Raw genomic sequence first — 24868 nt, 5'->3', positions numbered from 1 at the left:
TGAAATGTATTGACATCTCACTATGGGTTCTCATTTTATCTAAAATCTATTATGGGAATTTAGGGAATTGATCGAAGTCTGGATCACGTTTTTCTTTGAACGCGTCACGACCTTCTTTCGCTTCATCAGTTGTGTAGTACAATAATGTAGCGTCTCCAGCCATTTGTTGTAAACCAGCTAATCCATCAGTGTCAGCATTCATCGCTGCTTTTAAGAAACGTAAAGCAGTTGGTGAATGTTTCATAATATCTTTACACCATTTAACTGTTTCGTCTTCTACTTCATCTAAAGGTACAACTGTATTTACTAAGCCCATGTCTAATGCTTCTTGTGCATTATATTGACGGCATAAGTACCAAATTTCACGTGCTTTTTTATGTCCAACGATTCTAGCTAAGTAACCTGAACCATAACCTGCATCGAATGAACCTACTTTAGGTCCTGTTTGACCAAAGATAGCATTGTCAGCAGCAATTGTTAAGTCACATACTACGTTTAAGACGTTACCGCCACCAATTGCATAACCTCTTACCATAGCGATAACTGGTTTAGGAATAACACGGATTAAACGTTGTAAGTCTAAAACGTTTAAGCGAGGAATTTGGTCTTCGCCTACGTAACCACCATGTCCACGTTTCTTTTGATCTCCACCTGAACAAAATGCTTTATCGCCTTCACCAGTTAAGATGATTACAGATACATTTTGATCATCGCGTGCGCGTGAAAATGCATCAATCATTTCAGCAACTGTTTTAGGTGTAAATGCATTACGTACCTCTGGGCGATTAATAGTTACTTTAGCAATTCCTTCGAAAAATTCGTATTTAATTTCATCATATTCTCTTAGTGTTTCCCACTGTCTAGTCATTTTGCTCCTCCTTTAAAAAACCTAATACTATTGTATCAAATTCCGTCTCATCTTCCACATGAATTGTATGGCCTACTTCTTTAAAGATATGAACTGGACTATCATTCATTTTATCAGCCATAGCATGCGCAGTTTTCACGAATTTCTCATCCAATTCTCCTGCTAAAATGAAGCACGGTATTTGAATATCTTTTACTTTTTTCCATAAATTTGGCATATGTCCTGTGCCATAATCTCGTAACGCTTTTGCTAATCTATGAGGATCCTGTGACATACGCATCTCGCGAATCGCTTTACGCTTTTCTTTATCTAGATCATATTGAGTATAAAACAATGGTAATTTTTCCCAATCATTAACAAAGATTTCTAAGCCAGCTATATCAAGTACCTTACCTCTTGCTGCATCAATTTGTTGACGTTCAAGACGATCATCTTCATTGTCAATACCTGGCGATGTACTCTCTAATATTAAACTCTTCAAGACATGATGACCGTGTAATGCATAATATAACGCTACACGTCCACCCATAGAATAGCCTAGTAAATGTAATGTGTACGCTTTGAATTGATCTAAGACCTCATCTAATTGTTTCACAAGATATGGGAAGTCCCACGTCTCCTCCATTGATGATTCATCTTGACCATGGCCTGGTAAATCAATCGTTAATACATTAACTTCTTGTAATAACGCTAAAAGATGTTGGCTATACGTACGACTGTCACTAATAAATCCATGCAATAATATTAATAATTGAGATGTTTCCTTTTCTGATTTATGAAAATTATAATGTAACATTTAGAATATCACTCAATTTCTTATATAAGATTTGATGTTGTTCAAGGTTATCCTGACGGTCTGTCATCACTTCATAAATGTGTGAACTCATATGAGATAACTTTTCCTGAGAAAAATCTGTAATCGTGTTAAAACGCTTGAATGTAAAATCATAAAGCAATGCTGTATATTCAAAATTCAAGCCTGTAGGTGTACCAAACAAACGTTCAAAGTAAGCATCGGCAGTCGATTTCTGTGGTAAATAAGAGAAAATGCCTCCACCATCATTATTTAATAACACAATATTTAAATGAATATTATTCAATTTCGCCATTAATAAACCATTCATATCATGATAAAAAGCTAAATCGCCAATTAATAACGTGATATTTTTATGAACGGCCATACCAACAGCAGTCGACACTACGCCGTCAATCCCATTAGCGCCACGGTTAGCATAAACTTCTACTTCACTATCAAACAATAAATTATCGACATCACGCACAGGCATACTATTACTAACAAATAATGCATCATCTTTAGTCAATTTTTTAATTAATGCATTTACATAAGCCGCTTCATCTGTAGCTTGTTCGGCATGTTTAGTAATCATTGCGCGAGATTGTGTTTCAAGTGTTTGCCACATTTCTATCCAAGATTTACGATTAATTGTCGATTCTTCAACTAAATTTCTGAAAAAGTCATTCGCTGAAATCTCATATGAAATACTTGGTGGAGTTGGAAAAACATCAATTTTATCATTATTTTGTACAAGAATTTGAAAAGCATTCGTACGTTTCAACCACTGATTTAATTTTTTAGAAATAACAGGTTTACCGACACGGATAATAAAATCAACATCTAAATCTAATCCTGCACGATACAATAAATCATATGTTGTAATTACATTAGGGTGATTATATTTACGTAATTGACTCAACGGATCAGCCAATATTGGTAAATCATGTATAGTCGCATATGTGAGGATTTGATCTACCGCTTGATGTTGCATGTCTCCTACTATAATAAGACCCTTTGACTGTTTTAAAACGTCTCGAATATCTTGCACATTAATATTTTTTTGATAATGTGGCAATGTTTTATGATACGAAGTAAGCCACTCTACCTTTTCAAGGTCAGGCGTCAATGGCTCTCTAAACGGCAAGTTGAAATGAATAGGTCCACGATGAGGACCATATAAATATTGACTTGCGATTTGCATTTGATAATAAATGGCATCTAACATTTGCTCGCTACCATCTGCTACTGGCATATCAAATTGAAAATTTACATAGTTCTCAAACATATTCACTTGATTAATCGCTTGTGGTGCTCCTACACTTCTTAATTCATGTGGACGATCACTCGTTAATACAATTAATGGAATGCGACTAATTTGGCTTTCTGCAATAGCTGGTGTGTAATTAGCTGCTGCAGTACCTGAAGTACATAATATCGCTACCGGTCTTTCGCTTCCTTTTATTAAACCTAAAGCGAAAAAGGCAGCACTACGTTCATCAGGATGAATCCAAGTCTTAATGTTTGGATGTGCTTCAAAAGCAATCGCTAATGGCGTTGAGCGAGAGCCAGGACTAATCACTACTTCTCGCACGCCATAAGCATAGAGCTCTGAGGCAAATGTATATACTTGTTTCGTTAGTGCTTCATTATGATTCATTCTTATCCACTACTCCTAAAGCATTCATCATTGGTGAGAATTTAACCGCTGTTTCAGCTAATTCACTCTCAGGATCAGAATCCTTAACTATGCCACAACCGGCAAATAATGTCGTTTGTTTCTCTTTAATCAACATTGATCGTATAGCTACGATAAATTCACAATCATCATCCATATCAATAAAGCCTACCGGTGCACCATAAAGACCGCGCGTACCAAATTCATTCTCTTCAATAAATTTAACCGCTTCATCTTTCGGATAACCGCCTAAAGCAGGCGTTGGATGTAATTCGTCAATTAAACCAATATATGAATTACTTTTTAATTTACCTTTAATTTCAGTATATAGATGATACATATGATCATTTTTTAAGATATTTGGTGTTTGATTATACTCTACATCATCTACAAATGATTCAATATCATGTAAGATACTTCTTACTACAAATTGATGTTCACCTAAGTTCTTTTTATCTTCTAAGAAAGCTTTCACATTTTGTTGATCGACATTTTCATTGTGCGTGCGTTTAATTGTACCTGCAACGGCCTTCGTTGATAATACACCTTCGTCTACTTTTAATAATTGTTCAGGCGTTTGTGAAAAGAAGACCGATTGATTCGATTCTAAAATGAAAATGTAACTATTCTTCTCATTTTCAAGTGCGCGTTTTAAAACATAAGGAACACTGATAGTTTTATCAAATTTAATTAAACGACGACGTGCTAAGACAATCTTTTTATCTTCATCTAATTGAGCAATCGCATCGCTTACTAATTCTTTCCATTCATCTTTATAAATGTCTTCCATACGTGTGATATTGCCCATTGCGTCATTCACATCTGGTTCATGAATTTCAGCGTTCTCAAAGTAATCTATAATTTCTTTAAATTGATCTATATCAAAATTTTCTCTCTCAACGGTATAAGTTAATAGCGTTTGATTATCAACATTAGTAATAAGGACTTTTGGAACAACAAAATGATTAATACCAAATTCACGCCATTCATCATCAGATTTATGACTTGAGAATTGGAATCCTCCCACTACTTTTAAGTGGTGTTTAGAAGTTTCAAGATGTATCAGTTCCACATCTTTTTTAAATTTTTCCCATTCACGGAAAATAGATTGTTTATTTTCAAAGTTATTTTTAAACCTTTGAACTGCATGATAGCCGAAAAACGAAGACTGATTATCATTTAAACGTAGATAAAAGCGATCACCTGCTTGGTCTTCAGTTAATTGAAATAAAGCAGTTGGTGGTAAAGTTCTATTTAAAATTACTTCTACAGAAATCCAATTTTTATTGCTTTCGTATATTGATTCAATAATTTCGTCTTCTTTTAAATTCGCAGCCATTCATTTCACTTCTTTCATTTTTTCTATTTTTACTCATTATAATATTGTATCATTTTTCATTATTTATAGTGGCATAATTGCTTAATCGAATTGGGAAATATTTCACGTAGATTGACCTTTATAACCTATTCCTTTAAAATACATATGTTAAAACTTTATATAATAAGAGGTAGATTATATTATGGCAGATCAATATCAACAATATTCTACTGTTAGAAAATATTGGCAACTAATGCGACCTCATACATTAACCGCTGCGATTGTACCTGTATTAGTAGGTACAGCAACAGCTAAACTTTTTTTATTAGGTAGTCAAGACCATATTAAATTCAGCTTGTTTTTAGCTATGTTAATTGCATGTCTTCTTATCCAAGCTGCAACGAATATGTTTAATGAATACTATGACTTTAAAAAAGGTTTAGATGACCACACTTCTGTGGGCATAGGTGGCGCAATTGTAAGAAATGGTATGAGTCCTAAACTTGTCATGAATCTAGCAATTGCATTTTATATTATAGCCGCTTTACTTGGTATCTTCCTTGCTGTTAAAAGCTCATTTTGGATCATTCCAGTAGGTATCGTTTGTATGGCGATTGGTTATCTTTATACTGGAGGCCCATTCCCAATTTCATGGACACCATTTGGCGAATTGTTCTCTGGTTTATTTATGGGTATGATTATTATTTTACTTGCGTTTTTCATTCAAACAGGTAACATCAATGGATTTGTTGTATGGATTAGTATTCCAATTGTGATTACTATCGGTTTAATTAATATGGCAAACAATATCCGTGACCGCGTTAAAGATAAAGCAAGCGGACGTAAAACTTTACCAATTTTATTAGGTAAAAGCGCTTCAATTACATTTATGGCAGCAATGTATATTTTAGCTTATGCTGTTGTCGTATTTATTGCTTTCTTTAATAAAGGCGGTTCTCTATTTTACTTACTCGTATTACTTTCATTCCCAATGCCAGTTAAAGCGATTCGTCGCTTCAAAAAGAACGATACGCCTGCTAGCATGATGCCTGCAATGGCCGCAACAGGTAAAACGAATACTATCTTTGGTATTCTTTATGCCTTAGGAATTTATATTAGTGCATTACTAGGTGGCATTTAATAAATAATTACTTTCCAACATTGCTGTTTTTATAACAGTTAAATGTTGGATTTTTTTATGCTTGATGAATCATGTGCAAATAGTTATGACCATATAAATCAATATCCTCTACCCATTTAAATCCTAGACGTTCGTATAATTTGCGCGCTTTCGGATTATCGTAATCACAATTTAAACTCCACTTTCTATTAGGATAAGTATCAATTAAATGTTCAAACAGTTGCGTAGCAATCCTTTGCCCTCTATATTCTGGAAAAGTAGCTACCGTTTCAATGTACCATTCATCATCTTTCGCTTCTTTAATGGGTAAAGGGGTACCATACGCTTTCATATCTTCTTCAAGTGGTAAATCATTCCACGTAGCTTCTAACGCCATTTCTTGTGCCCCATCATAAGCAATAATACATCCTGCTACTTGATTATCTTTTTCGTATACCCATACATTGTCATAAAAAGCACGATAACGAATGTTAACAATACTCTCTTCTAATGCATTTAACACACGTTCTTTAGTTATCTCTTTAACCATTTCAAGTTCCATATCTTGCCAAATCATATAACACAATTCTGCAATTTGTTTATTATCACTCGGATGTGCTTTGCGTATCACTGCATACTCTCCTCCCTTATACTTTTATCTATCTATTATTATATAAAAGTTTCAAATTTTAATAAATTAATTGCAAAAAACTTGATGTTTGGTTCTGATTCTAATGGTAATCATATAAATAAATATATAATCATTATTTAAATAGTGTTGATGTGTCAAGTTATGGGAGGATTAAATTCAATGAAAGTAAACAAAACAATTTATGTATTATTAGCAATCTTTTTAGGTGGCGTCGGTTTGCACAAATTTTACGCTGATAAAGTATGGCAAGGTGTCTTTCACTTAGTATTCTTTTGGACATTTATTCCAACAATTATTTCTATTATTCACGGTATCATTGTTATATTCACAACAAAAGCTGATAGAAATGGATATATTACTTTATCTAAAAAGGATCTTACTATTTAAACATGTATTTAAAAACTTAGCTTTAAATCTAGATAGAACGGGTAAAAATAAAGATAAGATAATTAGAAAAAGGGGTTAGTAAATATGAATATCATTAAACGCGTATTTCGCATAATTATTACAGGATATTTAGTAAAGTGGATTCGTAATATGATTGAAGGTAATTCAAAAGGTAGAAAATAATAATATAAAAAAGGTCTATTTACTATTTTAAATCAAAGTAGAAATAGACCTTTTATAATGAGTGACAGGATCCTATTTTACTCATTGAAAACTGCCTCCAAAGTTTTATATTCGTTAGCGTAGTTCATAAAATCAGTTTCATTTTTATTAATTAATGCTTCATCAATTAATTTAACAAGTTGCTTTTTGCGCGCTTGTCGAAGGGCCTCATCAATTATAAGCTCAACTCCAAGATCATTAACTGTAGTTACAAAATCTTCTAGTGTCGTATGTTTGACGTTCGTGTTGTAATACATTACAATCACTGCCTTTCTTTTTTATTTAAGGATAGTATACAAGCTTTTATTTTTTAAATCAATCGAATATTCAGACATTTCTGTAAAAATAAGTGTAATATTATTTTAAAAGAAAATCTTGACAACTGATAAAATTTTTATATAATAATTTTATATTATTAATTGCGCCTTCATTGTAGCTTTTAATAGTAAATTTAATTGAAAAGGAGTTTTTCTATGAATAAGACTGAAGAACTCAACAATACTGTTTATGTAATCCGGAAAGGAGATATGGTAGTCAAACCCATTTTCAATGAATATGAACAACCTCAAGGCACTGAAATAATGAAGTTTGACACTACTAAAGAAATCAGCCCTTTCAAAACGCAAAAGATTATTGAACGCTCTTGTAAATTCTATGGTAACAATTATCTAAGTAAGAAAGCAGAAACGCAACGAATCGCAGGTATCACGAGCAAGCCCCCTATTTTATTAACCCCTTTATTTCCTACCTATTTTTTCCCAACACATTCAGATCGTTTAGAAGCAAATATATGGATTAATATGCATTACATCTCAGATATTAAACCTCTTAAAAATCGTCGTAGCAAAATCATCTTCGCTAATCAAGAAACCCTCACTTTAAATGTCTCTTTCCACAGTTTATGGCACCAATATACCAACGCAATTTTTTACTACTACATGGTTGATAAACATTCCCGTATGAAATCTAACAATCCAGAAATGCCAATTGACTACGAAAAAACTACTCTCAACATCTTTGAAGCCCTTTCCCATTATTCATTATTACAAGATAAATAGTTTTACGTTTAATATTAAATTATACGGAACGTTTATATTAATATAGTGTAAATGTTCCGTATATTTTTTTAAGATTATCCCTTGCATATTTTAAGTTTATTGATATAATGATATTTGTGCTCATTAGAGAGATGAGTTAAAAATTTCATTATTCCGCAGTAGCTCAGTGGTAGAGCTATCGGCTGTTAACCGATCGGTCGTAGGTTCGAATCCTACCTGCGGAGCCATATGGAAACGTACTCAAGTTGGCTGAAGAGGCGCCCCTGCTAAGGGTGTAGGTCGCGAGAGCGGCGCGAGGGTTCGAATCCCTCCGTTTCCGTTTGTTACCTTTAAATAGTATCAAATAGTCATTAAAAACCCCGTTATTACGGGGTTTTCTTTATATAGTTTAAAATAGTTTTAAATCTAAGCCGACAACGAAGTCGACAACTTACTGAATATTGCTCAATGTTGTCGGTTTTGTTGTCGGTTTGTCTCTTCAATCGCTTGTCGCTCTAAGGTTAGAGACATTTCGTTTTTTTTACTTTTTAGTATCTCTGAAGTAGATTGGAAATTATTGAACTTTTTTATTTCTTTTCTGGATATTATCTGTTATCGTTATATTTAGTTCATCGATAATACTATAGATGAAAATATACAACTCCTTTCTGCAACATTAATTTCCGGCGTTATCTGATCTCTCTAAAGTTTTCAGATAGCGCTATTTTTATAATCGATAAATACATTTGCACTGTCATAATTGAAAACCAACATAATTTGTTATATACTTCAGAATAAGGAGCTCCCCCCTAAGGCTCCGAAAAAATCATCCTTTGTTATTTGGTTTTCGATCTAGGTAACCGAGATGCCATTTCCTAAGTTGTTTTAACACTTCCGGAACTATCAGTACTGCCAATACTGGATGTTCTAGAAGTGTTTTTATTGAATTTCTGATTTTTTTCGATTCCCTTTATATAAATATTTTGATATACTCACTTTTGGAGTTCATCTTTATATTTATGTTGAACAAGAAAATCACCTTTTCTATAATTATTTAATTTTCTATGCGTTATCTGAATCCACACCTATGTTTTCAGATAACGCTTTTTTATTTAAATCAATATCTTCCGTGTTATTTTTAGGCATAAAAAAATAACCGCACCTATTAAGATACGGTTACTAAACGTCTAATAATACTAATCAGTATGATTACCGGAATTAATGTTATAAAAAACAAAAAAGAGTGCACACTACTATGTATTCGAGGACGGTTAAAACGCCTTTATGCTTCTAAAAGTTGAGCACGAAATACACAGGTTTACGTGTGCACTAGAAATTATTATAAGGATAATGATATTTACAGTCAAGTTTTGATTTAATTAAATTATAGCATAAATTATTATTATGTGTATAGTAATGATGCACACAACCAGCAATGAAATCAGCAGCCTGAATTAATCGAGAATTTTCACTATCTTCCATATACACCATTAATTCTACATCTGGTCTTTCTAAATCAAAATAAATTTTACCTTTTAGATAATCAACTAAACTATCTCGTCTTGTTATTTTGGTTGTTCTTTCGTCTAATAGTAAGGATAACTTTTGTAAACTAGGGTTCTGCATGATTACCCGCTTAACGATTCTAAACACCATATAATTATACAAAATATTTTCATCATCTAACATTTTCTGATCACAATTACGCTTATTTGAGACGCAATAATGAATTTTATCAGATTTCTCCACTATTTTGTTGATATAATGATGCTTCATTGCAGGATAGGAATTATTATGTTTAATCTCTTTTTCTGCAAAATCTCCCGGATACATTTTCTGAAACTTTAATTCTTGCTTCTTCATAAAATTTTGAATCGATTTCCCGTTAGATACTTGCAAACCTCCAACAACAATATAATCCCCGTCCTTGCCAAAGTTTCCAGATTCGTCTAATACAATTTTTATATCCATATAATTTTTCTCCAAATACGAATGAAATTTATAATATTATAACACAAAAAAACAGGGACAAGCACCGTTATGCTTATCCCTTTACGAACTAATAGTGAAATGTCGTCTGAATATAATATACTAACATGTATAAACTTTATCAAGGTTATTGCTTTCGATAAATTTAATTAATTGTTCCCCATAACTCACCAACACTTTGGTTAGGTGGTACTACGCCATTCCATTTTCTAATTGGTAAATAATAGCGTTGACCTTTCCAATCATAACCAACCCAAACGTGTTCGTCTTGCAACATTACTTCGTCATAATCACAATAGCCACCCGGTTGAAAATCATAAGCGTGTGGGCAACTTCTGAATGGTCCAACTGTTCTAACTGCAATAGGTTCGCTACCGTTTGTAAATCTTGCTTTTTCGCTCATGTACCATGTACCGTAGCTATTACGTTTCCACGCACCTGCAACAGTTGATACTGTATTGCTTGATGCTTTAGATCCTTTCATTAAAGTCGCAACAGGAATATCACCATTCATATACGCTCTAATCTGTTTAATAAAGTAATCTTTCAATTTAATTTGTTTATCTTTTGGTAATAACCCCTGCGTAACAGGGTTAAAGCCTGTATGCAATTCACTACTTCTATGTGGGCAACTTGTAGATGTAAATTCATTGTGCAGTCTAATAGTATTTCTATTAGCTTTTAAACCCCATTTTTTCAACAATCTAGCACATTCTTGGAACGTAGCTTGTTCATTTTGCAAGAATGTTTTATTATCTGCGCCAATTGATTGGCAAACTTCCACACCATAATAATTTTTATTACCGTATTGATTAGCTGTGTGCCAACCTACCTGACTTTCATCTAACGCCTGCCAAACTGTATTGCCACTAATATAACTGTGTGCGATACCTGCCTCTAATCTTGATAGTGGCGCATTCACTAAACCGTTTCTGTAAGCCTCTGCCGTAGCACCTTTACTACCCGCGTCATTATGGATAACAATACCTTTAGGTTTGTAACCACGTTTAGGTAAATTATATCCTTTCACATAATCTTTAATGTAGTTTAGTTTTTTTGCTTTACGTGTCGTTTTTTTAGTTTTTGTACTATTTTTTGTTACAGATTGCATTGAACGTGTTTGTCCCTCTTTTTTAAATTTAGGGCGTATAAACCACATAGGAAAGTCGTAATTATGCACAATTCTTTGCGCTACTTCTGTTTTATTTAAACCACCACCATACCAATTTTGATCAAGTGATAGAAATTGATTGTAATTACCGTCATAATTGCCGTTTAAAACAATAGCAACATGACCATAACCACCACCGTATTTTCTACTAAATACAACTACGTCACCTGGTTTGGCTTTAAATTCTGGTGTGTTTTGATATACGGTCGCCTCTCCAGTAAAGTCATTTGCACTTGGTATGTCTGCTGCACCTACACCTTTTAAACCATGTCCAAATAATTTACCCCAGTATACATTAGCTTCATCAAAGCATTGCCAGCCGTAGCTGAGGTCAAAGTCCCACCCTTTACCTTCTAACGTTAAGATAAAAGCTATCGCCTCTTTTTCAGTTAAATATGCAACCATTTATTTAACCTCCTCATGTTCTGCTACATCCCACATAACTTCATCTGTATCGTCGCTAAAAGGTTGGGAAGTATCATAAATTTCTGGTTCCTTTTCGTTTAATTCTGGCGTTAGTCCATTATTTTGTGCTTGCCACTCTACAAACTCATCAGGGTTTTTACTATCTCTAGGTTTACTATACGTTTGTGCAATGCCACTATCTTTGACACCTTTGCTGGTAGGGTCAACGATTACGCCTAAACCTGCTAATAATGTTAGAATTGCACCTACTAAGCCACTGATTTGTTCTAATTGAGCGGATAAATCTAAACCGAAAAGTTCAGTTACCTGTTTAATAAATAATAACACTGCACCTACTAAACCAGTTAATACTGCTTTATTTTTAAATCGCAATTTCCAATTCATATCTAAACCTCCAAATTAAAAAGCCGACACATAAGTGCCGACCTTCCTAATAACTATTTACATTTACCAAACCAAAAACATGGCCAGAAACTTGCGCCAAATACGAATTTGAACATGGTACTCACCTCCCTCAAATACCAAAGAACATGCGCAGAACAGCTACAACGAGTGATGTGCCTATCGCACCAATTAAACCAAGCACCCACATTTTTAATTCTTTAATATTTTTTTGATTTTCCTTTTTATTTTGTGTTTCAATTTCACGCTCACGATTGATAGCGTCAAGTGTAAAGTTCATTTTTTGATTAACTAAATCTTGATTATGTTGCCCATCTCTAATTTTTTCCAAAGACGCGAATATTTTTTCGTCATTATCCTCTAAGCGTTTAATTCTGCTTTCGTAGTCGTGTCTTTGGCTTTTATCTTCCATAGTGCCAGCTCCTTTTTCACATAAATTAAGCCATAACCTTCACTGGCTATGGCTGTTTACAACTATTTAATTTTTCTTGTAATTCTCTTAACTGATGTGTAAGTTCAATGTTCTTAGCTTCAAGTTCAATATTGCGAGCAATCTCATAATTCATTTTATTAAGTAATGCTTGTTCAGTGTAATTGATAAGCTATTCCTCCTCTTTAGGTGATAACGTATCATTAATCGTATTACCTTCTGCATCTACAATAAAAATACCTTCATCACCTTTAAACTGAATGCCTTTATTACCGTATAAGATAGTAGGAAAATTATTAATTGTTTTGAACTCTAATTGATTGATTTTCTCTACAGGTTGCGTATCGCTACCTATATTTTTAACTAAAAGCGATGTAAAAGGATTAGCTTCACGTCCTAGACTTGCCTCATTATTACCAAATAAGGTATTATCTTCAAATTGCCACATAGGTGTTTCTTCGGAATTACCAATACTTACATTATTGCTTATAAGTGATACTTCTTTTGTATCACTATTAACGCAAATTCCTGTAAAATCATTTAAGCGATCTACTTTGTTACCTGATGAAGTACCAAAATAAGCAAGCATTGTTTCAGCATTTTCTACTGCATCAATACTCAAACCACCTGAATAACTATTAAAGGTATTACTTCTCACAATTTGATTGTCTTTTGAGTTAAAACGAATTGAGGCATCGCCAAACAAGTTTTGTTGTGATGTATTTAAATCGAGTTGATACTCATTGTTATTAGATACTAGCTTTCCACCTTTTACTCTCCCTGCATCTAATTCGCCATGAGTGATTGCACTTGCATTAATACCATCACCAGTAATTGCTTGTATTTTACTTTTTCCGCCGTCAGATGATAGCATTACGCCTACACTACTCAATGTTACAATCTTTTTAGAATCAGACTTATTTATGGCGTGGATACCACTCTTATTAAGTGTTAATTCAGATGTCACACCCTGTATTCTTTTAGCCATTGCTTTACTGCTAGCACTCATAGCCGTATCAGGAAGTTGTTTTTTACCTTTAATAACATCATTGATTGTGGAAATTGCAGAGTTAAATGATGAACCGTAAATATCTGCCATGTTTTTATTTCCAAAAGTAATTTGAATGTCAGTTAATTGATAATTTTGATTATAATTTGTTTCAATTTTTATAACTCTTAGTTCAATATCTAAACCTATTCTTTCGTCTACTAAGAAAACACGATCACCTAATTTGGCATGTCTGTATTTATAACCTTGATAAGCTAAGTCGTTTAAATTAGCAGTAAATGAGATATTCAGACTGTTATCAATAACAGCTTTCATTTTCTTTAGTAATGTATCAGTTTTTTTAACCCTACCATCTCTTATAGCTGGCGCTGTTCTGCGATGACCTATGATTTTTTCAATAGGGTGTATATACGGATTGTTTTCCATTTTACCAGGTCTTAACTTAGCTGTTTTAGTGATGTCAACACTATCATCATCTGCTCCTTCTTCACCACTTTCATCTTCATAATCACCATAACCTTCGATATAGGTATACAATTCAGATGCATCTGTTTCAACACTGATTTCAGTAGCGTTAACTTTATGTTGGTATTGAAAGTTTGTATCTACACCGATTTGTTTTTGAAAGTACATAGTTTTGCCTTGAATAGATATCTCATATTCAAAACGTTCTATAAACTTTTTAAGCATTTCTAAACGTGTTTGCCCCTCGCCTAAACCTTCAAATTGTTCAGTACCAGGCACATCCATTACATAGAAAGAAAAAGGCGAGCCATCAAACACTAATTTTAAAGCTGAAGTTATATTATATCTTCCACCCAACTTTTCTTCTCTGCGGTTAGAATTTAACCAATCAAGCATATATAAAATAGCAGTAACATTAATGACGTATTTATCACCTTTACCACTCATAGTTGACGTAATAATTCTGTACTCTTTTTCTTCAAATATGAGCATCCACATCTTTAAATCATCATTCTTCTTCATAAAGTGGGCATTTACATCAGTGTATTCAAGTTCAACATCTATACGTTCATCACCATTGATTTCACGTTCGTGTTTGACATTACCCTCTACTAAATACTCATCACCTTTTAAATCTCTAATGAATAGCAAGCTTTCACCTCCAAAATAAAAAGGCTAGCCGAAGCTAACCTTCTGGATTAAATTCAGCCATAACATGTACAACTAAATCGTTTGCTCTTAATTTATCTTCTAATGTAATAATCATCAGGTCATAAGTTTCTCGATCTTTTTTTTCAATGTTTATTTCTTGAATACCATAATCACAGCTATTTAAGAAATATTTAAATTTAGTTATTTCTTCAGTTCTAATATTTTTCTAACATTAAAAGTTTTTTGTATCATGTTTGTTTCCTCCGTTTTAAAATAATCTTAACAATCTATCGTAAACTACGTTAGAGATAGCAAAACCACCATTTTCATTTGGATGTACACCATCTTTATACATTAAGCCATTCGATTTTGTTGTGTTAAAATCGCCTAAATTTCTATATAAACTCACGTGTGCTATGTTTAATTCTTTTGCCAGTTGTAATTGTGCATTACTATAATCTTCCATAGTGTGAAGTTTATTACCATCGTATTGGTTACCACTTGGCGCAACTAAAAAGATACTAGCTAAAGGCTTGGCAGTTTTAATACGCGAGATGATTTCTTTCAAATCTTTTTTGTAATCTTCAATAGGTACATTAGCTGACATATCATTTGTACCTAACAAAATACCAAATGTATTTGCACGACAACGTTTAATTTGCTTAATATAGTTATCTCTATCTGTCGCTGTCATGTGGCTACCTTTTAAACCACCATTACCAATTTTATGAATAACAATGCCTCTTTTACCTTTATATGCATATGATCCTATAAAAGTAACTTTACCATTTACAATCTCAATATTAATTGTATGTTTGCCTAAAGTCATATTGATTGGCGTAACTTCTTGTTTTGATGCGTCTACAGTTTTCCATTCGCCACCATCAATATTATAGCGCCATGTACCATTGTTTAATGTGTGTACTTCGTAGAAGTCTAATTCTTCATAAAATTGAACTTTAATACTATCGCCTGCAGTTGAACTTTCCACCATAGCCGTGTCTAAACCTTTTGCTTGTGGTCCAATATCCATATGCGCATCATATTCCGTCCAGTTACCGTTTAAAGTAACACTCAAAGGTCCATTACCTAAGTGATTATTCGCTAACCCTACAAAACCTATGCCACCATCTTCATAAGTTTTAGTTAATCTTTCTCTTAAAGGTAATGTTAATCGGTCACCCGCTTTAAACTCTCCGCCCTGTATCCAACTATCGCCTAAAAATGCGATTTCAGCTTTACCATTATAAGATGCATTTAATTGCTTACTTATATCTGATGTGTAAGTTTTCATGAATTGTTTACCGTAATTATCTACCACACTCTCATTGTCATTACCACCTAAAAATTTATTAGGTATAAAAGCTGCATATGGCACATAGCTGGAAGGAAGTTCTTCATCTAAAACAAGCATATCTTTATCTAAATCGGCTACTTTACCTGAAATCTTAATATAAACGGCATCTTTAGGAACACTCACAGTTTGGCTAGATTCAGCTTTATTTGAAATATAATTTTTATTTTTATCATAAAATGCATATAAGTTTTGATTATTGGTTTTACTGATTTTTGATGCACCTTTGATATTGATAAAATCACTTGCATAGTAGGTTACATTTGTAAACAATACACCTGTCGTAGGTTGAATGTAATAACCTTTTTGTGCAGTCGACTTATCGAATTTATTTGGAGAAGTATTGATAAAACTTAATTTATCTAAGGTAATTGAGCCTTCTTTTAACTGTTCTGAGTTAATAGACCCATTTTTTATATCTGTTTTTAAATAATCAATGTATCTGTAATAATCTTCATATGATGTAGATTGATTTCCAGGTTCAATTTGATATGTTTGGATAGATGTTGGTGTTGTTGCAGATGTACGTATATAAAACGCATTTTCAGGTGTTGTAAAGGTTCTAGGTGCTGAAGCACTATCCTTTTTTAATCCACTAATGAATTTTTTATTTATATCATAGAACGCAATAACTTCAGGTGCGCTCTGTGTATAAACTGTGTTAGGAAAAATCGGCTCAAATTGACTTGTAGCGAAAGATTGAGCGTCACTTACTTCACCTGTCGTATAACTGACAATTTTATTTTGAATTACTTCTTGTAATCTAAAAATATTTTTACCTGTTTTAATGAAAGCTGTTTTTTCAGTTGAAACAGCTTCACTATTTAACTTAGGTGTAGTGATTGAGTTATCTGCTACGACGGCATTAACTTTTGCATCACCTGACATAGCTTTAATAACTTCATCACTTAATTCGTTTAAACCTATTTTCCCTAAGTTATAGTTAATATCATTAACTGATAACTCACCTTTTTTTAACAATCCATTTAACGTAATTTGTAAATCTTTGAATTGTTCAGGTGATAGTTTATTATCTGCAGCAATCGTTGCAGATATTTTACTTACTTCTTTCATTTGAGAATATAATTCTTCAAAGTTATTATTTAAATCTAATAAATTATCTCTATTCCATAAAGGATTTATAACTTTTCTTCCCATTTTATCGTTCTCCTTTATTTGAAATGATATCTAAAATCAAAATCGATACTATCAAATGTTCCATTAATGATTTTGAAGTCATTTTTTGTGGGTCCTAGTCTAATAAATTGTCGATTAGTTTTTCTTAACATATTGTTATCACCTACATAAATTAAAGGACCATTTAACACTAAATCCTTACCATCTATTTTTTCGTTATAAATAAATGTATCTTGTGTAGTAAGGTTTTGAATTTGAAAATTACCGTTTGTCTTTAAATTTTTAACTGTGATTTTTAAATCCATATTCCTATAATCTATCCATACGTTGCCTCCATTCCATACTGAAAAAGAAGTGGTAGTAAAGGAATAATTTGGTAAATCCATATTAATCCTATCAGCTAAACCAAATTTATCTACTATTGCTGTATATCCGTATTGTTCAATTTCTTGTGTCGTGTAGGTACTCATAAAGAAAGGATGACCTGTAATTTCAGCTTTAACTTCTAAATTAGAAAAAGGACTTAGGTTTATACGATCTGGCATGAATGAATCATTAATTACTATTTTTAGCATACGAGTTGGTAATTTATCATCACTGACATAAAAGTAAGGATAACTATCTAGTAAACCATATAACTCACTTCTAAGTAGTTTCTCGTCATGATCTCCATATAAATGTTTTAAAAAGAAAGATAATGTTAACTCTCTATCTTTATAATCGAAGCCGTAGTCTATATTTCCAGGCTTGCCTTCTCTATTTGAAGAATATCTTTCTTTACCTATACTTGAATACAAAAAATCCAGTGGCACAACGCCAACTGGATAATAAATTTTATTCATATTTGGATTAAAAAGTGTAAATGGCAAAACTACCTACCTCCCATCAATTTAGTTTTCATATTCAATGCTTCTTGTTCATTATTACTTTTATTAAGTTCACGTGGATTTAAATATACATTTGTATCTTTTTGTTCTATTCCGCGATTGCTACGTGCTATCTCCATGAGCAAGTTAATCTGTTGTTGTTGTTGTTCAATCATTTGTAGTAATAATTCATCATTATTACTTGAATAAAGATTATTTGGTGATTTTAAGTTATTAGGTCGTTTATTTCCTCTAGTGCTACTTTTCTTATCTATATCTTGTGCTGCAAGTGCTAACATCTTCATAGCGTCACTACGTCTAGCAGGATCGGTAGGAATTACCCATTCCGGATATCCACCTTCTGCAATGTTGTACCAACCAGCTGATTTGATTAATCCACCTGTGGCGTAACCATGACCATGACCGATAACACTCAACATATTTTTACCGTATTTGTACTTAGCCCAATGGATACCAGCTAGTAAGTTATCTAACGGGTTAAATACATTACCATGTCCAGGGAACTTCATTGACTGGAATGTACGTTTTGCAACTTGTACTAAACCTTTGGCTTCGTTTCCTCCTGTGTTTGCATCTACATAGCCACCTTGTACTGCTCTAGGGTTACCAGAACTTTCACTGTCAATTTGTCTAGCCCATGCATTTACATATTCTGAAGTTGTAGGTAACCCATTCATTCGTAAGGCTTGTTTGATTTGTGGTGCCCATTTTCTTCCAGCTTTTGGAGAACCGCCTCCACCTTTTAATTTTTTAAGCCAATTCATTGGGTCAATAGCTGTATCATTACCAGGATGACTACCACGCATTAATTGGAAGTGCAAGTGCGCTCCACGAACAAAATTACCAGTAGCTCCGGATTTACCAATCAGTTGACCTGACCGTATTTTTTGACCCTGTTTAGCAATTTGTTTGGATAAATGCATGTACCAATTCCACTCGTTTGCACCAGTTTTAACTTGAACTGAATTACCACCACCAAAATCAGTCCAAACCCTATCAGCTACACCGCCTTTTACGGCATAGATAGGTGTACCGGTTGGCATACCAAAGTCAATACCATAGTGGTTACCACCATTGAATGATAGTCCGCCTGTATAGCGACCAAAACGTTGCCAAATAGGATAATCGAATAGGTAGCCACCGTCGCCACCACCCATTTCTTCAAGCCATCCTTTAACTAAATCTTTAACACCGTTTTTCAGTTTTTTAAACATGGCTTGCATAAGTTTGTATGGCAATTCCGCGCCTTTAAGAAAATCAAAATTGACACCGAATTTATCAATAACTTTATTGATTAATTCCATTGGATTATCAATATATTCAAATATATCTTTACCAAAAGCAATTGCATCACTAACGGCATCTTTTGCTACCTCTGCTACATCGCCAATTTTTTCTTTACCTACTTTTGCAGCACTATGAGCAGTGTTTTTCACACCTTGACCAAAGTTACCAGCAACATCTTTAACTGTATCTATTGCATTACTAAAGAAACCTTTTTTCTTAGTCCCTTTAGCAAATTTAGGTATTGTACCCATACTAAATTGTGGTCGTGTTAACATCGCATGCGTTTGAGCGCCATTATAAACTGTTGAACCTTTTGGTAAGAATGCCGTTGTATCTCTATTAGGTGTGATCGCCGTTTTACCATTAGGGTAGCGTATCATCTCATGGCGGAAACCACCTGGTCCATTACCTTTACCTTTATCGCCTACAGTAGCAAATGTGTCGCGGTTTAATTTACCGTTAGTCACATAGTTTTGAGTGTGTGTACTCTCTGTACCAGTGTGAAGTTTAATCTTTGGTATTTTATCCATACCGATTTTTCCAGCTACCCAGTTCACTCCACCTATTAGTTTATTCAAACCTTTTTTAACTGCTGTAACCATTCCAGTAATATGACCTTTGATTTTTCCAATAATGTTTTTAAGTCCACCATTCATATTATTGAATGTATTTCTGACACTATTCCATAAACCTTTAGCCATGTTAACTGTTGTATTCTTGATGCTACGCCAAGTATTGGACATGAAACTTTTCACTCGATTAAAAATGTTACGAGTGCCACGAGACAAACTATTCCAAGTACCTTTAACACCACTCCATAGAGATTTCGCTAATCTTACTGTAGTATTCTTGATGTTACGCCAAATATTACTCATAAAGTTTTTAAGTTTATTAAAAATTCTTCTAGTTCCGTTATATAAGCTATTGAATATATTTTTAACACCAGACCATAGCGCCTTAGCTAACCTTACTGTTGTGTTTTTAATATTACGCCAAACACTACTCATGAAGTTCTTGAGTTTATTGAATATACGGTGTGTAAATCGTGATAGAGCATTCCATACACCTTTAACTCCTGACCAAAGACCTTTAGCAAGTTTGACAGTAGTATTTTTTATGTTACGCCATACGTTAGACATGAAGTTTTTTAGCTTATTAAAGATACTACGTGTTACTTTAGACAAACTATTAAATACATTTTTAACGCCATTGCTTAAACCTTTAGCGAGTTTTACAGTTGTGTTTTTAATAGCAGTCCAAGTTCTTGTAATAAAGGCTTTCAAACCAGCTATTATTTTTCGAATACCGTTATACATACCTTTAATAATATTAATAACGCCATTTTTAATAGCATTCCATACTCTGATAGTTACAGTTTTTATTCCATTCCATAAAGAAGTGAAGAAAGCTTTTAAAACAGTAAATGATCTCTTAATTGTTGAAACAAAAATTCGTATAATTGCTATTACTGAATTTTTTATTACGTTCCAAACACGTATAGAAATTGCTTTTATCGCATTCCATAATGCAGAGAAAAATCCTTTTAAAAGCGAAAAATTATTTCGTGTTAAAGCAATCCAACCACGAACAATTGCAATCACAGCGTTTTTCATTCCGTTCCAAATAGCAACAGAGATAGCTTTAATACCATTAAAAATTCCAATAACTGCATTTTTCAATAAAGTAAATAAACTTTTGACTATTGTTACTAAAATTCGGACAATACCAACCACTACATTTTTAATAACTGTCCAAGTTATTTTGAAAGCATTAATCATCAGTTTGCCTAGTGTTTGAATAATTATAAGCATGTTGCCTAATGTTGCACGTAAGATACCTTTGATTGTTAAAAGTGCACCACTAAAAACTTGTTTAATTCCCTTCCACATTAAAGAAAAGTCGCCAGTAAATAAGCCTTTAAAAATATTGATTATTCCACGTATAGACAGTAAATTACCTTGGACTACTTGTCTAATGGCTGTGAAAATATTAATAACAATTTGTTTTATACCGCCAAATACTATTGAAAATGCAGTTTTAATACCTGACAAAATAGGTTTGATTATATTATTGAATAATGTGCTCAGTATTGTTCCTACTACTACTTTGACAGCTGTAAATGCTGCAATAATAGTATCGCCATTTTGTTTCCAAAAAGTTTTGAAGAAAGCACCAATTATCATTGAAGTGGTTTTTATAAAATTAATAAAATCATTATAAGCACCACGTATCATTAATAACGTAGACGTGAATTGCTTAGCCGCTTCATCAGGTAATATTTTTTTGAAGATGTTTAATCCTTTACCAGTATCATTACTAAATACAGCTTTAATACCAGCACCAAATTGTTTAATAACATTCCATAACCCTATAAAAGCGTTTTTTACAGGATTAATTACAGAATTAACAATATTTCTAAATGTTTCTGATTTTTTATATGCAACTACAAACGCTACACCTATTGCAGCAATAGCTGCAACTGCTATCCCTATTGGTCCTGTTAATGCAGTCATCAGTCCACCTATTAAAGGTATCTTAGTAATCAACCCACCTATTTTAGGTAGAATTCCTTTAATATTCGCACCGAATTTAGTAAAGAATGCTTGTCCACCTTCTGTAGCTGTTAATACTTTAACTGCTTCTGAGATACCAACAATACTGTGCGCTAGTATTCCGGTTAGTACCAGTAAAGGTCCTATTGCAGCACCTAAACCAACAAATATCGTAGTTAAAACAATCAATGGTGTTGGCATGTTGTTGAACTTCTCTACTAAGAAGGTTACTGCCTTAGCAAGCCCTCTTAGCATTGGTGCAAAAGCGGTTCCAATTGTAATACCTAGTGATTCAAAAGCACCACCTAATTGTTCAAGTGACCCTTTTAAATTATCTTTCATCTTATCTGCCGCTTCTTTTGATGCACCATTTGAGTTTTTCAATGAGTCACTATACTTTTTAAGTTTTGCAGGACCTGCATCAATTAAAGCTAAGAAACCACTTGCAGCTTCTGTACCAACAATTTGTGCTACATATGCAAGTTTTTGTTCTTTGGTCATGCCTTTTAAACCATTCTGGAACATTTCAATTAATTTAGGCATGCCAACAAATTTACCTTTTGAATCCGTCAAGGATAAACCTAACTCATCCATAGCTTTTTTAGATTTTTTAGTAGGACTTGCTAAACGAATAAATGATGCACGCAATGCTGTACCTGCTTGACTACCTTCAAGACCACTATTACTCATTACTTCTATAGCTGCAGATGTATCTTCTAACGTAACACCTAATGAATGTGCAGGTGTACCAGCATATTTTAATGCATCCCCCATGTATTGAACATCAGCTGCACTGTCATTTGCAGCAGTAGCTAACAAGTCGGCTACGTGACTTGAATCACTAGCTTTTAAATTAAATGAGTTTAAAGATGAAGCCATAATTGTTGCTGTTGTTGCTAAATCTGAACCACTTGCTTCAGCCGCACTAATAACACCAGGCATAGCTTTCATAATCTGGTTAGTATTCATACCCAACGCTGCTAATTCTTCCATGCCTTTCGCTACTTCCGAAGCTGATAGTGATGTTTTAGCACCTAATTCAACTGCTTGGTCACTCATTGCTTTTAAATCATTTTTAGATGATCCTGCAATAGCGCCAACTCTGGCCATTTGTTGTTCAAAGTCTGCTCCTGTTTTAACAGCTGCACCAAAACCAGCCACAACGGGCATAGTAAAGTATAACCCCATGTTAGAGCCAACATTGCGCATTGTCGAACCAACGTTATTAACAGAATCTTTATATTTATTTACTGCTTGAACACCTTTTCCAAAACCACTAGTACTTAGATATTGAGCTTGTTTTTGCTCTTGTGCTAATTTTTTGTAGCTTTGCGCTGTTTGATTCAGTTCTCCTTCAAGCTCATTTAACTTAATTTTTTGTTGAGTAATTGCATTAGATAATTCTCTTGCTTCCTGACTATTTTCACCTTGCGCATTAGCTACATGCTTGTATTGAGCGCTTAACTCACGTAAAACAGTTCTTTGTTTAGAAATGTTATTGCCTAACGTATCTAAATGCGCTTTATAAGCTTTAACACTCTCTCCAGCTCTTGCAAGATTGCTTCTAGACAATGCTAATGTGTCGTTGAATTGTGACATCTTAGCTCTAATTTGAGACATAGATGAAACACCTTGATTTTGTTCCATCTCTAAACGATTATGTGCTTGAGTTGTTTGATTAAGTTGAATGTTTAGATCTTTAAGTTTAATACGCTCTTCACTTAATTTTAGATTCAACTCTTGTGCTTCTTTACTTGTTGAACCATACTGTCTTTTTGCAAAATCGTACTGTCTAGATAGACTTTGAACGATGGATTGTTGTTGCTTCATGCTACTATTTAATTCTGAGATACGAGTTTTATAAGCATTAGCACTTTGGCCACTTAATCTAAAATTATTAGAGCTAAGTTTTAAAGAGTTTGAAACAGAAGTCATTTTCTCTTTGATTTGCGACATAGACATTGTTAATGTCTTTTGTTCCATTTCAAATCGTTTATATTCATGTGTTGTATTTTTGACTTGTGATTCGACTTCTTTTAACTTTTGTTTTTCTTGAAGTAACTCCGTTTGATGCTTTTGAGCTTCTGTACTTGTTGCGCCATATTGACGCTTAGCAAAGTCATATTGTCTAGATAAATTTTGAACAATGAGTTTCTGCTGTTTCATACTATTGTTAAGCTCTGAAATATGAGCTTTGTATGCTTCTGCAGTTTGGCCACTTAGTCGGAATTGCGTCATACTATTTTTTAGAGATTGCGCAACTTGAGTAATTTTTTGTCTTATCTCAGTCATTGATGATGTTAAAGTTTTTTGTTCCATCTCAAAGCGCTTAGCTTCAACTGTTGTCTGTTTATATTGGTTATCTAACGTTTTAAGTGAGTTTTTTTCTTGTAGAATTTTCTCTTTTAACTCAAGCGCTTCTTTACTCATAGCTCCTTGTTCACGAACTACTTTTTGATACCGACCTTCAAGCACTCTAATAGTGGTTTGATGCTTTTGTATAACACCATTTAATTGGTTAAGATAATTTTTATAAGAATTTGTTGATTTACCACTTTGTTGAAAAGCCATATTCGCTACATTTAGTTGACGTTTCATAGTTCCTAGAACGTTGTTAATTTTCTCGATTGAAAAGATAGCTTGCTTAGACGTAGAACCGAACTGTTTCATTTCTTGTTGTGTAGAATTCAACTGACGCTCATACATTTGCAATGCTCTATGTTGCTTACTGTATTCTTGTCGTAATTTCTCGGCTTCAACACTTGTTCGTTGTTCCTCTAAACTCATTTTTTTCAATTGATTTGAAATATCTTTCATAGAGTTTTCAGTTACATCAATAGCTTTAGTTAGCTCTTTAGTTCTTGTTTGAAAAGATTGCATACTTTTCTCAGAATGCTTGAAGTTATTAGTAGAACGACGCATTTCAGCATCTAAAGTTTTAAACTGACTACGCATTTGTTTCATTGTACGATCTACACCAATATCACGCATGTTCATTAGTATAGACATACCTTTAAATCTTGATTCAGCCAC

General features: G+C 33.4%; 19 protein-coding genes and 2 tRNA genes. 6 read left to right on the top strand and 15 right to left on the bottom strand.

The window, feature by feature from the left end; all coding sequences use genetic code 11:
• Positions 1–49 precede the first annotated feature (49 nt).
• From menB to E2558_RS02085, 4 genes are read right to left on the bottom strand one after another with little or no spacing between them, the layout of a single operon-like run.
• Positions 50–868, bottom strand: a complete 819-nt coding sequence (gene menB, locus E2558_RS02100) for a 1,4-dihydroxy-2-naphthoyl-CoA synthase (RefSeq protein WP_126565325.1) — start codon at positions 866–868, stop codon at positions 50–52.
• Entirely contained in the window at positions 861–1664 is an 804-nt protein-coding gene (gene menH / locus E2558_RS02095) for a 2-succinyl-6-hydroxy-2,4-cyclohexadiene-1-carboxylate synthase (protein WP_126565324.1), read from the bottom strand. The genes menB and menH overlap by 8 nt, the downstream gene beginning before the upstream one ends.
• Positions 1651–3321 (bottom strand): 2-succinyl-5-enolpyruvyl-6-hydroxy-3-cyclohexene-1-carboxylic-acid synthase, encoded by a 1671-nt coding sequence (menD, locus tag E2558_RS02090; RefSeq protein WP_126565323.1) that lies wholly within the window; start codon positions 3319–3321, stop codon positions 1651–1653. The genes menH and menD overlap by 14 nt, the downstream gene beginning before the upstream one ends.
• Positions 3311–4678 carry an isochorismate synthase gene (locus E2558_RS02085; RefSeq protein WP_126565322.1) on the bottom strand — a complete coding sequence of 456 codons (1368 nt, stop codon included), beginning with the start codon at positions 4676–4678 and terminating at the stop codon, positions 3311–3313. Before E2558_RS02085 ends, menD begins: the two co-directional genes overlap by 11 nt.
• 181 nt (positions 4679–4859) lie before the next feature.
• Here E2558_RS02085 and E2558_RS02080 point away from each other — a divergent pair, with 181 nt between their 5' ends.
• Positions 4860–5798: a 1,4-dihydroxy-2-naphthoate polyprenyltransferase gene (locus E2558_RS02080; protein ID WP_126565321.1), complete on the top strand. Its 939-nt coding sequence runs from the start codon at positions 4860–4862 to the stop codon at positions 5796–5798.
• Positions 5799–5853: 55 nt separating this feature from the next.
• Here the strand turns inward: E2558_RS02080 and E2558_RS02075 are convergent, their stop codons facing one another.
• Positions 5854–6408 (bottom strand): GNAT family N-acetyltransferase, encoded by a 555-nt coding sequence (locus E2558_RS02075; RefSeq protein WP_126565320.1) that lies wholly within the window; start codon positions 6406–6408, stop codon positions 5854–5856.
• Positions 6409–6588: 180 nt separating this feature from the next.
• Here E2558_RS02075 and E2558_RS02070 point away from each other — a divergent pair, with 180 nt between their 5' ends.
• On the top strand, positions 6589–6816 hold the full coding sequence (locus E2558_RS02070) for a TM2 domain-containing protein (protein WP_126565319.1): 228 nt from the start codon (positions 6589–6591) through the stop codon (positions 6814–6816).
• Positions 6817–6900: 84 nt separating this feature from the next.
• On the top strand, positions 6901–6999 hold the full coding sequence (locus tag E2558_RS12580) for an SAR1012 family small protein (RefSeq protein WP_371869265.1): 99 nt from the start codon (positions 6901–6903) through the stop codon (positions 6997–6999).
• A gap of 77 nt (positions 7000–7076) precedes the next feature.
• Here E2558_RS12580 and E2558_RS02065 read toward each other — a convergent pair whose 3' ends face one another.
• Positions 7077–7295: an IDEAL domain-containing protein gene (locus E2558_RS02065; protein WP_126565318.1), complete on the bottom strand. Its 219-nt coding sequence runs from the start codon at positions 7293–7295 to the stop codon at positions 7077–7079.
• A 216-nt stretch (positions 7296–7511) separates the two neighbouring features.
• On the opposite strand from E2558_RS02065, the gene E2558_RS02060 reads away from it, so the two are divergent.
• The 3 genes from E2558_RS02060 (at position 7512) to E2558_RS02050 (ending at position 8415) form a co-directional block, all read left to right on the top strand.
• Positions 7512–8096, top strand: a complete 585-nt coding sequence (locus E2558_RS02060; protein ID WP_126565317.1) for a competence protein ComK — start codon at positions 7512–7514, stop codon at positions 8094–8096.
• Positions 8097–8248: 152 nt separating this feature from the next.
• Positions 8249–8323, top strand: a tRNA-Asn gene (locus E2558_RS02055).
• Positions 8324–8326: 3 nt separating this feature from the next.
• Positions 8327–8415, top strand: a tRNA-Ser gene (locus E2558_RS02050).
• A gap of 486 nt (positions 8416–8901) precedes the next feature.
• Here E2558_RS02050 and E2558_RS02045 read toward each other — a convergent pair.
• The 9 genes from E2558_RS02045 to E2558_RS12315 all read right to left on the bottom strand — a co-directional run bounded on the left by E2558_RS02045 (position 8902) and on the right by E2558_RS12315 (position 24868).
• Positions 8902–9030 carry a hypothetical protein gene (locus tag E2558_RS02045; RefSeq protein WP_126565426.1) on the bottom strand — a complete coding sequence of 43 codons (129 nt, stop codon included), beginning with the start codon at positions 9028–9030 and terminating at the stop codon, positions 8902–8904.
• 374 nt (positions 9031–9404) lie between these two features.
• On the bottom strand, positions 9405–10046 hold the full coding sequence (locus E2558_RS02040; protein WP_107609818.1) for a DUF3800 domain-containing protein: 642 nt from the start codon (positions 10044–10046) through the stop codon (positions 9405–9407).
• A gap of 163 nt (positions 10047–10209) precedes the next feature.
• Positions 10210–11640, bottom strand: a complete 1431-nt coding sequence (locus E2558_RS02035) for an SH3 domain-containing protein (RefSeq protein ID WP_126565316.1) — start codon at positions 11638–11640, stop codon at positions 10210–10212.
• On the bottom strand, positions 11641–12045 hold the full coding sequence (locus E2558_RS02030; protein WP_126565315.1) for a phage holin: 405 nt from the start codon (positions 12043–12045) through the stop codon (positions 11641–11643).
• Positions 12046–12175: 130 nt separating this feature from the next.
• A complete protein-coding gene (locus E2558_RS02025) occupies positions 12176–12475 on the bottom strand; it encodes a DUF2951 family protein (RefSeq protein ID WP_126565314.1) in 300 nt (99 codons plus the stop codon).
• Between the two features lie 190 nt (positions 12476–12665).
• Positions 12666–14618, bottom strand: coding sequence for a phage tail protein (locus E2558_RS02020; protein WP_126565313.1), 1953 nt, complete (start codon positions 14616–14618; stop codon positions 12666–12668).
• Positions 14619–14886: 268 nt separating this feature from the next.
• Positions 14887–17130: an SGNH/GDSL hydrolase family protein gene (locus tag E2558_RS02015; RefSeq protein ID WP_126565312.1), complete on the bottom strand. Its 2244-nt coding sequence runs from the start codon at positions 17128–17130 to the stop codon at positions 14887–14889.
• Between the two features lie 14 nt (positions 17131–17144).
• Positions 17145–17978 (bottom strand): phage tail domain-containing protein, encoded by an 834-nt coding sequence (locus E2558_RS02010; protein ID WP_126565311.1) that lies wholly within the window; start codon positions 17976–17978, stop codon positions 17145–17147.
• Positions 17979–17980: 2 nt separating this feature from the next.
• Complete coding sequence (locus E2558_RS12315; protein WP_168210211.1) at positions 17981–24868, bottom strand: phage tail tape measure protein; 6888 nt, start codon at positions 24866–24868, stop codon at positions 17981–17983.

The sequence above is a fragment of the Staphylococcus pragensis genome, assembly GCF_004785665.1.
GTDB lineage: Bacteria > Bacillota > Bacilli > Staphylococcales > Staphylococcaceae > Staphylococcus > Staphylococcus pragensis.
This window is presented reverse-complemented; position numbering and strand designations above follow the sequence as displayed.

Excerpts from the sequence above, each read along its gene's own strand:
- menB (WP_126565325.1), bottom strand. The coding sequence starts at position 868 with ATGACTAGACAGTGGGAAACACTAAGAGAATATGATGAAATTAAATAC.
- menH (WP_126565324.1), bottom strand. The coding sequence starts at position 1,664 with ATGTTACATTATAATTTTCATAAATCAGAAAAGGAAACATCTCAATTA.
- menD (WP_126565323.1), bottom strand. The coding sequence starts at position 3,321 with ATGAATCATAATGAAGCACTAACGAAACAAGTATATACATTTGCCTCA.
- E2558_RS02085 (WP_126565322.1), bottom strand. The coding sequence starts at position 4,678 with ATGGCTGCGAATTTAAAAGAAGACGAAATTATTGAATCAATATACGAA.
- E2558_RS02080 (WP_126565321.1), top strand. The coding sequence starts at position 4,860 with ATGGCAGATCAATATCAACAATATTCTACTGTTAGAAAATATTGGCAA.
- E2558_RS02070 (WP_126565319.1), top strand. The coding sequence starts at position 6,589 with ATGAAAGTAAACAAAACAATTTATGTATTATTAGCAATCTTTTTAGGT.
- E2558_RS12580 (WP_371869265.1), top strand. The coding sequence starts at position 6,901 with ATGAATATCATTAAACGCGTATTTCGCATAATTATTACAGGATATTTA.
- E2558_RS02065 (WP_126565318.1), bottom strand. The coding sequence starts at position 7,295 with ATGTATTACAACACGAACGTCAAACATACGACACTAGAAGATTTTGTA.
- E2558_RS02060 (WP_126565317.1), top strand. The coding sequence starts at position 7,512 with ATGAATAAGACTGAAGAACTCAACAATACTGTTTATGTAATCCGGAAA.
- E2558_RS02040 (WP_107609818.1), bottom strand. The coding sequence starts at position 10,046 with ATGGATATAAAAATTGTATTAGACGAATCTGGAAACTTTGGCAAGGAC.
- E2558_RS02035 (WP_126565316.1), bottom strand. The coding sequence starts at position 11,640 with ATGGTTGCATATTTAACTGAAAAAGAGGCGATAGCTTTTATCTTAACG.
- E2558_RS02030 (WP_126565315.1), bottom strand. The coding sequence starts at position 12,045 with ATGAATTGGAAATTGCGATTTAAAAATAAAGCAGTATTAACTGGTTTA.
- E2558_RS02025 (WP_126565314.1), bottom strand. The coding sequence starts at position 12,475 with ATGGAAGATAAAAGCCAAAGACACGACTACGAAAGCAGAATTAAACGC.
- E2558_RS02015 (WP_126565312.1), bottom strand. The coding sequence starts at position 17,130 with ATGGGAAGAAAAGTTATAAATCCTTTATGGAATAGAGATAATTTATTA.